Here is a 17045-nt window from a genome sequence, read left to right on the forward strand (position 1 = left end):
TTTACTGACCCCCAGTTTAACTGGGGGTTTAGTCATGCCTATTCGGCGTACAATGCAAAAGAAAACGACAGGCAACGCCATGTCGTTTTCTTAGTTTCTTATCGGTTGCGCAATACCGCTTGTACCGCTAAGGATACAATAGCCGTTGCAACTGTCACAGCAGCAGTGATTTTTGCCGTTGTGATAAGTTCTTCTTTTGTAGGTTTTGCTTTTGCAGCAATGTCCAACGTTTTTGCTACCGCCGGAACCAATACTTCATTACGTAAGGATTCTGTATTCATATTTACTCCTCCAATATAGACTATTTCTTCTAGGGTAACACGAATACGGACTAAAGTCTATATAATTATCGGTTTATTTCCATAGTTCAATGTTACATGACTATAGTAAACGATATTTATGAAAGCTAGACGAATTCTTATTTTACGGCTAATTCTTCAATCACTTCCGCTAAAATAGCAATCGCTTTTTCTAGTTGCTCTTGTGGAATATTAAGGGCTGGTAAAAGACGTACCTTATTTTTAGCAGATAAACATACAACACCTTTTTCAAGGCATTTTTCTATAACGGTTTTAGCATCAACCGTAGTTTCAATGCCAAGCATGAATCCCATACCGCTAACACCAATGACACCAGGTTTACCAGTTAAGGTGGCCTTTACGTATTCCCCTTTTGCTTTTACAGAATCAAGGAATTCAGGAGTTAAACGACTAATGATGGTATTACCTGCAGCCGCGCAGATTGGATTACCTCCAAAAGTAGTAGCGTGGGCGCCAGCATTTAAAACGTATTGCATCTTTTCATTGAATAAGGTTGCTCCCATTGGTAGCCCTCCCGCCAAGCCTTTTGCAGTAGATACCACATCTGGTTCGATGCCAAATTGTTGGTATGCATATAGACTACCAGTCCGACCATTACCAGTTTGTACCTCATCGATAAGTACCAGTTGATCGTGTTCATGCGCATATTTTGTTACCGCTTGAACAAACTCCTTATCTAATGGCATAACACCACCTTCACCTTGGATAGGTTCCATCATGATGGCACAAACAGCTGGATCAGCAAGGACTTTCAACGCCGCATCAATATCATTGGCCGGGGTGTGTATAAAGCCCTCAGTAAATGGGAAGAAATGTTGATGGAATACATCTTGTCCTGTAGCAGACAAGGTGGTAATAGTACGACCGTGGAAACTATTGACCAAGGTAACAATTACATGACGACCTTCGCCGTATTTGTCGTGACTGTATTTACGCGCTGCCTTAATAGCACATTCGTTAGACTCCGCACCAGAGTTAGAGAAAAACACCTTTGTCATCCCCGTTTTTGAGCAGAGCTGTTTCGCTAGTTCAATTTGTGGCAAAGAATAGTATAAATTAGAAATATGATTCAACGCATGAGACTGCTTAGTAACAGCCTCAGTCCACTCATCATCGTCAACACCAAAAGCGGTTACGCCAATACCAGAGCCGAGGTCGATGTACTCTTTACCATCTACGTCCCACAAAAGGGAACCCTTCCCTTTTTCAAAGCATACGTTAAACCGACCATACGTATTGGCTATATATTCTTTATCTTGTTTTTCAAAATCGATTGTATTACTCATTATATCCTCCAAACGTACGGCCTTGCCGTCGTCTATCTATATAAAAGATAACCAGTAGATGATTACCGTATTATGTCTACTATATTAAGCAATAAACATGGTGCCAAGGCCTTCATCGGTCAATAACTCGATAAGAATAGCATGTGGAATCTCGCCATTGATGATAAATACCTTTTGTGCCCCTGCTTCTATGGCCTCTAAGCAGCAATCCACCTTTGGAATCATACCTCCTGCAATAATACCATCGGCTTTTAACTGAGCTGCTTCAGCCACTGTAATTTTAGGAATTAAAGAATTTGGATCATGCACATCTCGCAGTACACCATCAATATTGGTCATAGCCACCATTGTTTCCGCCTTGAGAGCGCCCGCAATCTTTGCGGCTACCGTATCAGCATTAATATTATATGTCTTGCCATCGGCTCCCATGCCAATAGAAGAAATAACTGGAATATAGCCACGGCTAATTACATCATGAATAATGCTCGTATCAATAGTATCAATATAACCTACATAACCAAGTTCTTCGTTTTGTTTATGAACTTGAATCATGTTGCCATCCACACCACAGAGACCAACAGCTTTACCACCAAGATCCGTTAAATCCGCCACGAGTCCTTTATTCACCTTGCCGGCTAATACCATTTGTACAACATCCATCGTTGCTTCATCGGTAATACGTAGACCATTTGCAAAATGTGATTCAATTTGCATCGCCTCTAAGGTACTATTGATAGCTGGTCCGCCACCATGAACTAGAACTACTTTTACACCTACCAATTGGAGTAGCAGTAAGTCCTTCATAACAGATTTTTTTAATTCTTCATTACTCATAGCATTGCCGCCGTATTTAACGACAACATACTGGTCGGTATATTGTTTTATATATGGAACGGCCGCCGTTAGTATCTGCGCCCGCATTGCATTTGTTACGTCCTTCATAGTATTACCTCTACCCCAATACCAATCCAGTCTCTTCTGGCAAACCTAATGCGATATTCATGCATTGAACAGCCGCACCAGATGCACCTTTACCTAAATTATCGAATATAGCGTGAACCATAATGCGTTCATCGTTACCAGTCACATAGATTTTCATGCTGTCCGTATTGCTTAATTGATTAGCATTTAAAATGCCTGTGTTACTATTTTCATTAAATGGCACGACCGTAATGATCGTACTATGTTTGTAAAAGTCTTCTAATACTTGTTGCACCCTATCAATGCACACAGGTTTATGACATAAACGACTATGAATACCTACTGTAACCTCCATCCCAGAGTAGTAGTCATCAACGATTGGCATAAAAATTGGCGCTTCACTAATGCCGCATACATATTGTACTTCAGGTAAATGTTTATGTTGTTGACCAAGCCCATATTGCCGTGGAGCATAAAGGAAATAGTCTTTTGGATTACTTTCATATTGGTCAATCATCTTCTTGCCACCACCGCTATAACCTGTTAAAGATGTAATGGTAAAAGGATAATCCACTGGCACGAGTCCTGCTTTTACAAGAGGAGCTATGCAAGCAATCATACCGCTCGCATGACAGCCAGGATTTGCAATATGTTTTTTAGTTGCAATAGCTGTTTTGTAGCTTTCACCAAGTTCTGGGAACCCATATGCCCAACCAGCTGTAGTTCTAAACGCTGTAGAAGTATCAATAACCTTACATGGAAAATCACCAATAGCGGCCATAATTTCCTTAGATGCCACATCAGGTAAGCAAAGAAATACAAGATCCGCTTTTTTTGCAACCACTTTAATGGCCTCTACATTTTTGCGATCCTCATCAGCAGTCGCTAAGAGTTCTATATCTTTTCGATCGGATAATCGTTCATGAATTCTAAGACCAGTTGTGCCTTCATGACCAACAATAAATACTCTATGGGGTGTCATAATAAACCTCACTTCTCACCTATTGGTGACTCACACCTATTTATATAGTCCTTTATCCAATATAAATAGGAAACAAACTATACGATTCATCACCATTTAGGAAGATGAATTTATTTCAATGGATAATCTCCAAAGGTAGCAACCATAACTGCCTTAATCGTGTGGAGACGATTTTCTGCTTCTTGGAACGCTAAAGAGTTTGGACCTTCGAATACCTCTTCAGTCACCTCAATGCCATTCATGCCAAACCGTTCATAAATATCTTTACCTACTTGTGTTTCTGTGTTGTGGAACGCTGGCAAACAGTGGCAGAACTTAGTATTTGGATTACCAGTTAATGCCATCATTTCTGCATTTACTTGAAATGGTTTAAAGGTATTGATACGTTCCTCCCACATATCGTAAGTATCGCCCATCGTTACCCACACACCAGTGTAAATGACATCTAAGCCTTTAACACCTTCAGCTACATCATCTGTACAAGTAATAGTAGCGCCCGTTTCTTTAGCCACTTTTAAGCACTCTTCATAGAATGGACCAGCCGGCCAGTATTGTTTAGGACCAATAAGTCTGAAATCCATCCCCATTTTAACGGCACCACTCATCAGTGCATTACACATATTAGATTGTCCATGACCAACATAAGCAAAGGATATTTCATTCAATGGTTTATCGATATGTTCTTGAATTGTTAAAAAATTCGCCAAGGTTTGTGTAGGATGATCCATATCGGTAAGCCCATTCCAAACTGGCACACCAGAGTATTCCGCCAATGTATCTATGTCCTCTTGGTCAAAGCCTCTAAACTCGATAGCATCATACATGGAACCAAGAACACGAGCCGTATCCTTTAAGGATTCTTTCTTATTCATTTGAGAACCTGTAGGTCCAAGATATGTTGTAAAAGCACCTTGGTCAGCAGCCCCTACCTCAAAAGCACAACGTGTCCGTGTTGAGTCCTTTTCAAAAATAAGAACAAAGTTTTTACCTTCTAATGTTTTAATTTCCTTGCCCGCTTTTTTATCTGCTTTTAGCTTTACTGCTAAATCCAAAAAATACTTAATTTCCTCTGGTGTATATTGAAGCATTGTTTTAAATGATTTATGTTGTAAACTTTTCATGATAACCTCTTATATGCAAACTACATCTTTTCTTGTAAAAATTCGGCGGCCAACGCTGCCATCATTGTGATACCTGGTTCAAGGATACTTTCATCGATGGTGAAAGCTGCATTATGCAAAGCCGGATTGCCTTCAAAGCCAGTGCCTAACCAAAGGAAAGCACCTTTAATCTTATGAAGATAGGCAGAGAAGTCTTCTGCCGTCATAGACGGGAATTCAGGATGTACCACCGCTTCTTTGCCAAAATATTTTTCTACTATGGAGGTGGCGTAATCGATGGCCTCTGGATTATTGATAGTAGCACCATGACCACGTTTATAATCCAAAGTGCTTTCCGTTTTAAACATCACATCGAGGGCCTGTAAGCTTTCACCCAAACGTCGCTCAATATAATCACGTTTTTCTGGTTCATAGGTACGACAAGTACCTTCAAGATACACATCACCACAGCCCACATTGTATCGATCACCACCATTAATCACTCCAATTGTGCACACGAGATTTTCCATAGGATTCGTTTCGCGAGCCACCATGGATTCCACATTTACAATCCAGTTTGCGGCTGCTACAATTGCGTCTACCCCATTATGAGGTTCTGCACCATGAGTAGCTTTCCCTTTAATGTGTACGAGGAAGTGATCGGATGCAGCCATGAGATTACCTTTTTTAAGACCTACAGTTCCCACTGGCAATTGAGGCCATACATGAAGTCCATATATCTCATCCACATCGTCGAGGATGCCGCTATCGACAATGCCTTGAGCCCCTGGAAATAAAGCTTCTTCTTCTGAAGGTTGAAATACGAGTTTCACGGTCCCATGTAATTGATCTTTAATAGATTGTAGAATCGCCGCTGCACCAAGTAAAATTGCCATGTGACTATCATGACCACAGGCATGCATAACACCTTTATTTTGTGAAGCAAAGGGCAAGCCTGTTATTTCATGTATGGGTAACGCATCCATATCGGCACGCAATGCAATAACAGGGCCTGTATGAGCACCTTCTATCTTACCGATAACAGCATAATCAGAAATATCGTTTACAAAGGGAATTCCTAGTTCACCAAGCACCTTTTGAATAAATAAAGATGTATGTTTCTCTTCACCAGATAACTCTGGATGGCTATGAATATGTCGGCGCCATTCCACAACTTGTTCTTTATATTGGGAGGCATATTTCTTAATTAAATCTTGTAATGTATTCATTACTCTATCTCCTTTATACACTGTATGTATATTTTATATATATTTTGTGTATTTTTATAATCTATACATGTATTATAATACTACCTACCATAATTAGCAAGTTTTTATACAGATTTACTGTATTTTTATTTGTTATATTGTAAATCAATTTTACTCATAGATTCTTGCTACCTTTAATTAGAGAAAAATAGACAAAAAAAGACACCTTCCAAAGAAGGTGTCTTTCTCTTATTTTTCAATGACGGATTCGTCGAGTTGAGTACCATCAGGTAAAAATGATTTTACAATCAGCTTATTCGGTGTTACTGTCATAGACATATAATTATTCGTTTCAGGCTGAGGTGCTACATATACATCTAATGGATGTTGCTTCCACTTAGGACGTCGTGCATCACCAGCTATTCCTGTAAGGATATATAATGGACCAGATGGGTCTCGATCAAAGTTTCGCACATGACCGCGGTTGCGATATGTATGTAAATGAGCAGATAAGACTAAGTCCACATTAAATTCATCGAAGATAGGCATAAATAATACACCCTCGTCATCGAAACCAACATCTCGACTTGCACCTAGTCGGTCAAAGGCATATTGGAATGGATCTCGATGCATAAGAACGACAATCCATTTCTTCGTATTAGCTGCAAGATCTTGGCGTAACCATTGAACCTGTACATCGTATAAATCAGGATGATGCGTATCATGATTATCCTCATGATTGCTTTCATATAACATTGTATCTAATACAACGTAATGAACATCACCGAAGTCATAGGAATAATAACGACGATTAAAAATTTCATTTTCATTAGGCGGTACTGCGAAGTAATTCAAATACGCATAAGGCTCGCGCATTTTCCAATCTAATGTATACATCTCATGGTTGCCTAATGTCGTTGCTAACGGCACATTAGCACTCAACGGTCTAATGGAATTTAACCAAGTGCGCCATTGATAGGCCTGCTCTCCATTATCTACAAGGTCACCCATGCTAATATACAAGGCGGTCCTAGGGTTACGATGTGCTGAGTCCATTACAATCTCTTCCCACTGAGAATAATCCCCCGACTGAGAATCTGGATAGATAAGAACATCATACACACTGGCGCCAGCCGTTTCCAGGGAGTACCAATCACTACGGCGATCACTACCATAACCAACTCGATATTCGTATTTAGTACTAGGAATCAAACCAGTTAATGTACCCTCATGGATATAGGTAGTACTACCATCATCGGTAAAAGCTTTGTCTGTAGCTCTTATCGTTTGAGTATTTTCAGAACCTGCTAAACGATACTCAATTACCGCGTCACTTTCACTACCATCTGATTGCCACATTATGGTACGGCTCGTACTATTATCTTGAGCCACGATTTGCCGAATATAACGGCTTTCAGAGTCAAGTAAAGGCTTAATCTCTTGCCCACTCACTACAGCGGCGGTCCTAGCTATGCGACTTTGTATAGCATCTTTATAGGCATAGCCGCCTATAGATACACCTACTAAAGCAACAATAGCTAATATAGATGTAATTAATCTTTTTTTATTCATATAGTCCTAATATTATTTTTCGTAAAATTGTTTCATTTGAGTATAGCCATTAACGATAACTTCGATTTCGCCCGTTCTAGGATGGAAGATAAGGCCGTGAATAGTCACGTCTTTTGGAATCAAAGGATTCATGCGCAATTCGCCCACCGTATCCTCTACATTTTCCGCTGGATGTATAAAACCATCAGCCCAACGTTCCATTTCTTTTTTTACCATATGAATAGCTTCTGGAGCGATGCCTCGACTTAACATTTTTTGCGTTAAGTTCTCAGCTGTTGTTTTAGCCATACCACATTCGTGGTGACCAATGATAAAGATTTCGTTAACACCGAGTTCATAGATACAGACTAACAAACTACGTACAACACCATCAAAAGGACCTGTAATACAGTTGCCAGCAGTCTTAACAATTTTTGCTTCACCGCGACCGATATCCATGGAATCCTCTAAGAAATTCACGAGGCGCGTATCCATGCATGTAACGATAGCCATCTCACGGCTAGGCATTTTACTACATTTTGTATCAATATCTACATAACCTGTATTTTGATCTTCTACGTATTCTCTATTATGGGCTAAAATATCATCTAATAAACTCATAATACCTCCTATAGTAAAAGACCTTGGCACACAACCAAGGTCTCTATATCAATAATGGTCGATATAAGTATTATAGCATATCGAGTTGTACACGTTCTAAATCGCCATAACAGCGCTATTATAATATATTAAAAGTATATTTAAAGCATACAAAGAATACTTAGATTACATTTAGATTTCACATATTATCTATCAGGTGTAGATAACGCTTCAATAGCGACACTACCACCACGTACTACCTCAATACGATTTACAAACATGTCTTTAAAGAGGGCAATCATATCATTATTTTTAGATACGGTCTTTACGCATTGTACGAGGACGGACTTACGATTGTAATCTACTACTAATAAATCAAAGGTTTGAGCAATGCGGAAGATTTCTTGTTTATCTGCTTCCTTACAACTATTAACCTTGATAAATAATAACTCTTTTTTTGTAATCGCCATATCTGTAAAGTCGATAACCTTAATAACCTCTACGCTTCGATTTAGTTGCTTAATAATTTGTTCATACGTCAAATCATCACAAGTAAGATCGATCGTCATACGAGACATGGTAGGGTCTTCTGTTTCTCCTACCGTTAATGTATCCAGGTTATAGTTTTTACCAGCAAAGAGGCCGGAAATTTTAGCTAGTACACCGATTTGGTTTTCTACATACGCTGAAATACAGCGTTTTTTCATTTGTACTTCCATAGCCCCTCCTATTTTTTATCCTTCAACAACATATCACTTAAAGACTTACCTGCTGGTACCATAGGCAATACATTGAGTTCTGTAGGGATGATAAATTCTAGTAAAGTTGGTCCCTTTTTGAAAGTATCCGCCAATTGGAACCCTTTTTCGATATCCTCTACTTTAGTAATACGCATTGCCTTTGCGCCATAAGCTTCTGCTAATTTTACAAAATCCGGTACATATTCAAACTCATCATTATCAATCACATCACGCGTTACGAGGGCGCTTTCATCCATCATCAAATTCGTACAAGCATACCGTTTATCGTAGAATAATTGTTGCCATTGACGCACATTACCAAGGAAGCCATTATTTAAGATAATCAGTGTCACAGGCAAACGATAGTGCATAGCAGTAGCAAACTCTTGGATATTCATTTGCACGCCACCATCTCCACAAATGGCAAATACGCGCTTATCTGGATTTCCCATTTGCGCACCTAATGCAGCAGGGAAACCATAACCCATGGTACCTAATCCTCCAGACGTCAACATTTGATATTGCCCTTTTACCTCAAGGAACTGAGTAGTCCACAATTGATTTTGACCTACGTCGGTTGTAACGATAGGACGTTCATAGTGATTGTTGATGTAATCGATAACAGTTTGAGGTGTTAGCCCCTCTTCACCAGCTTGAGTAACAGGGTGTTCCTTCTTAAGTTGCTGCAGTTGAGTAGACCAATCGCCAAGATTGTGAGGTTCAATATATTCTAAGAGTTTTTCAATGGCCAATTTAGCATCTGCTACGATTGGAATATCGACCTTAATATTCTTAGAAATGGACGCCGCATCTACATCGATATGGATGATCTTGATATTACGAGCAAACGTACTTAGTTTGCCCGTAATACGGTCATTAAAACGGGTCCCAATGGAAATCATCACATCACAATCCGTGAGCGCCACATTAGGCGCATAACCGCCGTGAATACCAACATTGCCTAGGTATAGCGGATGACGTGTATCTACCGCACCTTTCCCCATCAATGTCGTTACAACAGGAATGCCTGTTTTTTCTACCAATTTCATCATGCTCTCGTTAGCACCACTGATGCTAACACCACCACCTAGAAGAAATAACGGTCGTTTTGCCTTAGAAATAATAGAACAAGCCTTTTTAACCTGACCCACATGGACTGCCGTATTTGGCTTATAGCCACGAATATTAACCTCTGTAGGATATTCGTCTGAACCCATAGCCTTTTGAATATTTTTAGGGATATCCACAACCACAGGACCTGGACGACCTGTGCGAGCAATGTAAAAGGCTTCTTTTAAAATGCGACCTAAATCTTTACGATCTCGCACAGTAACAGCATATTTACAAATATTACGGACGATACCAACAGTATCTACCTCTTGAAAGGCATCATTGCCCATGAGGCCTAAATCGACTTGTCCTGTAATACAAACGAGGGGCACACTATCTGCATAGGCTGTAGCAATACCAGTCACAAGATTTGTAGCACCAGGGCCAGAGGTTACCATACACACCCCTACTTTACCAGTACTGCGGGCATATCCATCTGCAGCATGAGCCAATGCTTGCTCATGACGAGGCAAGATAACCTTTACCTGATCTTGTTTATATAATTCATCCATGATGTCGATGGTTGCGGCCCCAGGATAATTAAATAAAAACTCTACCTGCTCCTCTTGAAGGGCTTTTACCAAATACTGTGCGCCTGAAATCATAGGTCTCTCCTTATCTATGTAATACATGCATATTGCATTCTCAATTTCTCGTTAGATATATCTAAAAAATTGAATATCTCATATAGATATGTTATACTCAGTAGTGTACCATATGTTGTGGTACATGAGTATGTATAAAATCTCAAATTATAGAAATATCTGTAGATTCTATCTGGAAAGGACTGTGTAACATGAAAGAAATCTTAGGTTTCCACTTGAACGGTTGCCCTTATTGCGAAAATGCATTCCGTGCTATCGATGAACTCGTTGCAGAAAACCCTGCATACGCAGAGATTCACATCAACTGGGTTGAAGATCAAGACGCTCATGAGCTCTTCAAAACTCACCCATATGAATACTATCCAAACTTATGGTTCGACCTCGACAAACAATACGAGGCTCAACCTGGTGAAAGCTATGACCAAACAAAAACTTTGATTAAAGCGGTATTGGACAAAGCAATCGCGTAACATAGTATTACATGAAAATATGATAAAACCATTAAGAAAGAGGCTAGCAATGCTAGCCTCTTTTTTTATCTTTCCATTCAAAATACATATGTTTAATAACTTGGATTGGTGATACAAACAACATTCTAGGTCCACCATAGCGCATGATTTCTCGTATTTTTTCACGATACGTAGGAGCATAGCAATGCGTTTTACATACGCTACAGAAGGTTTTGCTTTCCATATGAGGACATACATCTATACGACGTTCTGCATACTGCCAAACTTCCTGACATTCCTCACAGAGTTGCCCTTTAGGACTGTGGTGCTTATCACGACAATAGATGCCAATAATTTGGTACATAGTTTTTAGTTCTAACTTACGCTTTTCATCAACTGTCATGCTTCTCTCCTATTTCACCGACCACGACACCCAAGCCACCTTATCAACGGTCTTATTATGAATTTCTCCATCAATAGCTAATGGCTCAATGAGATTTCTAATCTCTTCTTTCATGTCTTCCATGTCTCCCCATCCATTATTATGAAGTCGCATGGTAAAGTAATTAACCGCCTTTTCAAGAGACATAACCTCTGTTTCAGGAACCGTTTTGTAGGTTACTTTCACATTACGCCCCATCTCATGAATTGCATCTAAACATTCTTTCATCTTGCCATCCCACGGGAAAGAATCACGGCCAAAGAAATGTTCAGATAACATATCTACCATTTCGTCGCTCCGTTCGCTGAAAGCAATCCACAAGCATTTATCATTACTTGCATCATGCATGGCGCGAATATTTTTTACATCATACATAATCGGGCAGAAGATACTGTATGCCAAGTCAAAGCTTTTATTCCAACCTAATTCTCGACGAGTTTCATCAGACCAAGGCCCAATATATAAGCTAAGATCTAAACCTTCTGACTCTGCCAATTGTTTAGCCCCGCGAATCATACCATCAGATAAATCGATACCAGTCGCTTTATAGCCTTCCCTAGCTAACCCAAGTGCGTAGTCACAAACACCACAGCCTACATCAAGTGTACGACCATTCGCTGAAGGTAATAAGTTTTCATCCTTTAAGAATGCTAAAAAATCAGTGACCTGTGCCTTGCGATCCTCGCGATTGTGCATTTCTACAAAGTACTCGGAACGATGGTTCCATGCGTCTTGCTCATCACGCCAAGCTTCGTTGACGGTAAGCTCCTGTATTTTATTTGTCATATTATCCCCTCTAAATAGCTGCATCCCCAAACAGATGAGCTATAGATACATATATAAGTAATTTTCACTTAGTTAAATTCACTATGTAATTTAACTCTCCCCTATATGGCCTAGTGTTCCAGCTAGGATCTTCAGATTTTCATATAGTTATCCTTATTGTACATCATTCTCAAAATAAAATGTGTTACTCAAATCACATTTATTATGCTATTTCGATATTATTGAATATATAATTTCACATCAATAAACGAATTATCCATATCTAAAACTAACTCAGTAGCAAAAATACGTTCATACGTCATATACGGAAAAACTCCACTCAAAAAAGTGGAGTTTTTTTATCTCATATTTTATTACTAACAGAATTAAATTCTACCTGCTTGTATACATCTATTCTATATAACTATTTTTCTTCTTGATTCTCTACAGCTGTAGAACTATCACCAGTTTTTGATGCTTCTGATTCAGAAGTATCTTCAGCTTTTGCTATTTCTTGGTCATTGTTTTCTTCAGGCGTTACATTTTCATTATTAGAAGCAGCTTCACGCTCTTGTCTAATGCGTTCTTCTCTCTTAGCTTGTGCCTCTTGTTCTTTCTTTTGTAAGGTCTCACTAACTTTTTCAGTAGTTTCCTTTAATTTATCACAACCTTTTTTAGCTAGGTCTTTAATAGCTTTAGAATCAGCACCACTGAACTCAGAAAACGCACCTTCTCTATTTGGCTCAAAAAACGGCGCTTCTTTAAAGCCCAATAATGATGCAGCAAATACCATTGGAATTTGTGCCAAAGTACTGTTGTATTGTTTCACTTGATAGTTATAAACTTCACGCTTATTTGAGATTAATATGTCATTTTCTCTAAGAGATTCCTGGAATTCAGCATATTGAGTATGGGCCTTCAAATCCGGAAATTGATTTACTAAGGCAGTAATATTTTCTACCGCTTTGGATGTTTCACGAGCCATCTCTACAAAGGTATTGGACAATTTTAAAGGAGTTAATTTTTCATAACCATCTAGCTCATTTACAAGGTTAATAAACTCATTTATGATATACACCTTTTTCTCATAGAAAGCCATAATATTAGTACGAGTCTCTCTGATTTCTCCAGACAAGTTTTGCAACAAGTTATATTGTTTAATGAATAGGTAAATTAAGAATACAATTAATAAAAATAAAAGTGTTGAAAGCATAAAAACACCTCCATATCTACATCAAATAACAATGTAAATTTTGAGGACATTATATCATACCAACTATATAAGGAGTGTGAAATTTCAATCATGAAGCAACATAATCCTATTAATCTTCAATCATTACTCGATATACTGGCATTCTATCTACTATTTCTACATATTCTTATCCTTCAAAATAATCTTGTCCTTCTACTATTTATTAGCAATTTGATTATAAAAATGATTCCATACATTACTTATATTTATTATAATAGCGATAAGGAGGACTTAATAGTATGGGAAAATATATGATAATCCTAATGTTTACATTAGTAGCTATTGCTGTAGTTTTTGCTACTTATAACTTATCTATAATTAGATCGATGCCTCCTGAAGAGCGTTATAAACTTCTTTACTTTAAGGATAATCAAGTCTCTATAGGCATTGGCTTAGTAAGGAAAACCTTTGCATTAAAAGATATTCGAGAAGTACGCTTCTCTAAATACAGACCATTTCGTTCGCCTGGCTGGGCCGGTAAAATGAAAATTAGCCTAATCAATGGTAAAACTAGCCGTTGGATACAATTTGATGGTACTGTCTATTATAAAAAGTTTGTATTGATAAGCAATGAAGAAAGCATTGATAAATCAATAGACTTACTGATGAATGAATTTCAATCACGCGGAATTCGTTGTACTAAATATAGATGCTAAAATATAATTTTTTGAACTATACATCAACATAAAGAATAAAGACATATAAAAAGGCTTCTCGAAATCGAGAAGCCTTTTATTTGGTGCGCCTAGCAGGAATCGAACCTGCGCACCCGGTTCCGGAGACCGGCGCTCTATCCACTGAGCTATAGGCGCATGATACCTAAAAATTATACCATATTACGCTATGCTTCGATAGTATAAAGTATAAAGCGAGATAGGCTGTATATAGAAAAGACCTTACTATTAAGCCAATTCAGGTTTGGAGATTAACTATAGTTAAACTCAATCACTACTGCTACACCGTCTAATAGTAAGGTCTATATATTTATATTTTTTCTTTAATCAACTCTAATAGAGCATCACAGCTACGGCTCACATCGTCATATGTTTCATCAAAGTTTCCCGTATACCAAGGATCCTTTACATCGCGGCTTTCACCAACGAACGACATTGCCTTATACACCTTGGAATCTACATCATCACCGATGATACAACGTAAGTTCCGCCCATTATTCTCATCCATGATGATGAGATAATCAAAGTTGTGATAATCCTCCATCGTCACTTGCCGTGCCTTGCGACGAGTATAAGGAACGCCCATTTCATCTAATTTCTGTTTAGTTTCATAATGGATATCGTTCCCTATCTCCTCACGAGATGTACCAGCGGATTCGATATAAATAGAATCACTTAAACCAGTCTTATTAACGATATGCTTCATATAAAACTCTGCCATCGTAGAGCGGCAAATATTACCGTGGCAGATAAATAAAATTTTAGTCATAATACACTCCTTACATACTAATAGTCCTTACAGCATACGCTATAAGGACTATTAGTGCAATATTTAATTAAAAATTATGCCGTACCCCAGCATCAATACGCCAGGTATTTTCTATGGTAGCACCAAAGTTTTTAGTGAATGTACCATATAGATATGTACTAGGTCGAATGTTCCAAGAGCCGCCAATCTCAGCATCGAGCCATGTATCTTTCAAATCGACTTCTGTTTGTACTGTTGAATTTCCCGGGGCAGAATACGTTGTATTCACCTTACCAGAGAATTCGTGAGCCAACGCTAGTTTAGCAAAGATATTGGATTTTTCTGTTTCCTTCCCAATACCAATACCGAGTCTGCCTATAGCAGAGTTCACAGCATCAGCTTTCACATGCATAGAACCACCACCGACAACAGAGGCATCATAGGATACACCATTCAAACGGCCTACAATAAATTCTACACTAGGATCGATATAGAATCCATTTTGCTTCTTGATGCGCTTACCGTATTCAGCACTCAATGATGTACCATAAGTATGATAATTGCCATTTACCCGCTGTCCACCTACAGTATAAAGGTTATAATTATTGGATAAACGATTACCACGAGCGATAATATCTAAATAACGACCATCATCATGTTGTTTCGTGCCGTACAAGGCAATGCCACCAAGTTTACCATCACCACTGCCATTGGTATAAGAATTACTGGATGTACTGTAATCAATGGCACCTCCCAAAATCCAACCATTAGAAGCCTTATGATCGTAGCCGACTTGTACACCATTATACGTCATATGTGCATCAGCGCCGTCTGTAATTTTAGATTTACCGCCTATATATTTCGCCCATACACCTTGGTTTGTATTAGCTAAACGAAGATCTCCTAAACGGCGTTGTAAATCATTGGTATTACTCTTCCATGTCATAGCAGTCGATGTAAGAGCAGATTTTGTGCCACTTACCAATGATGATTCACTAGCACGATTAATCTTTGTTGTATCATTTACAACAAGGCGACCCTGTGAATCAAAATGATTTGCACCAAGCTCTGCAACAGCACCTGGACTCGTAATACCTTCGTTAATTTGTACGGTTGCACTCAGTTTCTTGTCTTTTCCCGTATATTGTAATTTATCGGCTAAGTTTTGCATTTCTTTACGGTAACTGGCATCATCTGTTAAGTTGGCTCCATCACCTTGTACCGTAATATGGCTATTATCTGCAGCATGCTCAACAACAATTTGACCTTTCCCTGTTTCACTTGCTGGTACGCCGGACTTGTAAACAGCATTCACATAACCGCTGTAATTTTGGATTGTAATAGGTCGAGCATCGATAGGATGAAGTATACCTGCAGCCGTTGAACTTGTACCACCTACGAGATTGCGAACTTTACTACCTTTATATAGATACGCCGCATTATCTCCTGATGGACGCTCTCGTTTAGGGGTAGGACGCTCCATACCAATCCACTCATTATTCCAAGTGGCACCATTTTGTAGATATATATCTGCACCAGAATTATGAGGGTTTTTATTGCTTTCAGCATATTCATTTAACACAGCACCAGTAAGGCTAGAATTAGGTGTTGTAAAAGCTAACCCTATATTTGTTGGCGCTTCGTTATGATTTGGATCACGTCCATAATCCTTATTAATTAACCCTACATTACCAACAGCAACTAATTCTTTAGATCCTGGTTGTTTACCATCAGAGCCAGCATTAACGTATACATCGCCCTCTTCTGCCACTACGGAGTACGTATCAGACGTTTCTAAAGGATGCGTGATGATACGTCCGCCACCATCAACGATAATATGTCCACGTTGATTAGCTTGTAATCCAACGCCGATAGCATCAATATCTACATTACCTTTGACGTGAATATTAGTATCTCCATAATCTCTATCAGGATTCTCTTTGCTGAGTCTTGGCACTTTACCGCCGTAGCCAGCATAAACCGCACTCATATAGTAATGTCCGAGCTCTCTTTTGGATGCCGGTGCATCATTCTTTAACCGTACAATTAAATCCTTATCCACAGTCAATTGTGAACCAAAACCATTATAGATGCCCGTTACATTCTTACTTTTACCTGTATCTGTTAAGCTTTTACCATGCACATTAACCGTCAAGGTGTCCTCTATATGCTTGACTTCCGGTTGTGTTTGTACAGGTGACCCCATTGTTAATCCAAGCAATTCCTCCGCTTTATCACTTGTGGCATTAATTTCTGTAGCAAATGCAGAGCAGGTCATTCCAGTTAATACCA

17 protein-coding genes and 1 tRNA gene are annotated in these 17045 nt (G+C 38.8%); 2 read left to right on the forward strand and 16 right to left on the reverse strand.

Annotation, left to right across the window (positions count from 1 at the left end):
- Window positions 1–98: 98 nt before the first annotated feature.
- From Q0507_RS05875 to ilvB, 10 genes are all read right to left on the reverse strand, one after another.
- On the reverse strand, window positions 99–281 hold the full coding sequence (locus Q0507_RS05875) for a hypothetical protein (RefSeq protein WP_042977898.1): 183 nt from the start codon (window positions 279–281) through the stop codon (window positions 99–101).
- A gap of 137 nt (window positions 282–418) precedes the next feature.
- A complete protein-coding gene (locus Q0507_RS05880) occupies window positions 419–1606 on the reverse strand; it encodes an aspartate aminotransferase family protein (RefSeq protein WP_298713779.1) in 1188 nt (395 codons plus the stop codon).
- An 84-nt stretch (window positions 1607–1690) separates the two neighbouring features.
- Window positions 1691–2548, reverse strand: a complete 858-nt coding sequence (argB, locus tag Q0507_RS05885) for an acetylglutamate kinase (protein ID WP_298713782.1) — start codon at window positions 2546–2548, stop codon at window positions 1691–1693.
- A gap of 10 nt (window positions 2549–2558) precedes the next feature.
- Window positions 2559–3509: an N-acetyl-gamma-glutamyl-phosphate reductase gene (gene argC, locus Q0507_RS05890; protein WP_298713785.1), complete on the reverse strand. Its 951-nt coding sequence runs from the start codon at window positions 3507–3509 to the stop codon at window positions 2559–2561.
- Between the two features lie 110 nt (window positions 3510–3619).
- Window positions 3620–4630, reverse strand: a complete 1011-nt coding sequence (argF, locus tag Q0507_RS05895; protein ID WP_367268454.1) for an ornithine carbamoyltransferase — start codon at window positions 4628–4630, stop codon at window positions 3620–3622.
- A 20-nt stretch (window positions 4631–4650) separates the two neighbouring features.
- On the reverse strand, window positions 4651–5838 hold the full coding sequence (locus Q0507_RS05900; protein WP_298713788.1) for a M20 family metallopeptidase: 1188 nt from the start codon (window positions 5836–5838) through the stop codon (window positions 4651–4653).
- A gap of 228 nt (window positions 5839–6066) precedes the next feature.
- On the reverse strand, window positions 6067–7389 hold the full coding sequence (locus Q0507_RS05905) for a metallophosphoesterase family protein (protein WP_298713791.1): 1323 nt from the start codon (window positions 7387–7389) through the stop codon (window positions 6067–6069).
- 12 nt (window positions 7390–7401) lie between these two features.
- Window positions 7402–7989, reverse strand: a complete 588-nt coding sequence (locus Q0507_RS05910; protein ID WP_298713794.1) for a carbonic anhydrase — start codon at window positions 7987–7989, stop codon at window positions 7402–7404.
- 185 nt (window positions 7990–8174) lie between these two features.
- A complete protein-coding gene (ilvN, locus tag Q0507_RS05915; RefSeq protein ID WP_298713797.1) occupies window positions 8175–8687 on the reverse strand; it encodes an acetolactate synthase small subunit in 513 nt (170 codons plus the stop codon).
- 8 nt (window positions 8688–8695) lie between these two features.
- Window positions 8696–10423 (reverse strand): biosynthetic-type acetolactate synthase large subunit, encoded by a 1728-nt coding sequence (ilvB, locus tag Q0507_RS05920; RefSeq protein WP_298713800.1) that lies wholly within the window; start codon window positions 10421–10423, stop codon window positions 8696–8698.
- 191 nt (window positions 10424–10614) lie between these two features.
- On the opposite strand from ilvB, the gene Q0507_RS05925 reads away from it, so the two are divergent.
- Window positions 10615–10893: a glutaredoxin gene (locus Q0507_RS05925; protein WP_298713803.1), complete on the forward strand. Its 279-nt coding sequence runs from the start codon at window positions 10615–10617 to the stop codon at window positions 10891–10893.
- Between the two features lie 52 nt (window positions 10894–10945).
- Here the strand turns inward: Q0507_RS05925 and Q0507_RS05930 are convergent, their stop codons facing one another.
- The 3 genes from Q0507_RS05930 to Q0507_RS05940 all read right to left on the reverse strand — a co-directional run bounded on the left by Q0507_RS05930 (window position 10946) and on the right by Q0507_RS05940 (window position 13292).
- Window positions 10946–11275 carry a nitrous oxide-stimulated promoter family protein gene (locus Q0507_RS05930; RefSeq protein WP_298713804.1) on the reverse strand — a complete coding sequence of 110 codons (330 nt, stop codon included), beginning with the start codon at window positions 11273–11275 and terminating at the stop codon, window positions 10946–10948.
- 9 nt (window positions 11276–11284) lie between these two features.
- Window positions 11285–12100: a class I SAM-dependent methyltransferase gene (locus Q0507_RS05935; protein WP_298713806.1), complete on the reverse strand. Its 816-nt coding sequence runs from the start codon at window positions 12098–12100 to the stop codon at window positions 11285–11287.
- Window positions 12101–12503: 403 nt separating this feature from the next.
- Entirely contained in the window at window positions 12504–13292 is a 789-nt protein-coding gene (locus Q0507_RS05940) for a LemA family protein (protein ID WP_298713809.1), read from the reverse strand.
- A 278-nt stretch (window positions 13293–13570) separates the two neighbouring features.
- Here Q0507_RS05940 and Q0507_RS05945 point away from each other — a divergent pair, with 278 nt between their 5' ends.
- Complete coding sequence (locus Q0507_RS05945; RefSeq protein ID WP_298713812.1) at window positions 13571–13987, forward strand: hypothetical protein; 417 nt, start codon at window positions 13571–13573, stop codon at window positions 13985–13987.
- A gap of 81 nt (window positions 13988–14068) precedes the next feature.
- On the opposite strand, the gene Q0507_RS05950 is transcribed toward Q0507_RS05945, so the two are convergent.
- The 3 genes from Q0507_RS05950 to Q0507_RS05960 form a co-directional block, all read right to left on the reverse strand.
- Window positions 14069–14143 (reverse strand) — tRNA-Arg (locus Q0507_RS05950).
- Between the two features lie 172 nt (window positions 14144–14315).
- Window positions 14316–14774 (reverse strand): low molecular weight protein-tyrosine-phosphatase, encoded by a 459-nt coding sequence (locus Q0507_RS05955; protein WP_298713815.1) that lies wholly within the window; start codon window positions 14772–14774, stop codon window positions 14316–14318.
- Window positions 14775–14841: 67 nt separating this feature from the next.
- A partial coding sequence (locus Q0507_RS05960; protein WP_298713818.1) for an autotransporter outer membrane beta-barrel domain-containing protein occupies window positions 14842–17045 on the reverse strand: 2204 nt, incomplete at its 5' end.

It is taken from the genome of uncultured Veillonella sp., assembly GCF_938010505.1.
GTDB lineage: Bacteria > Bacillota > Negativicutes > Veillonellales > Veillonellaceae > Veillonella.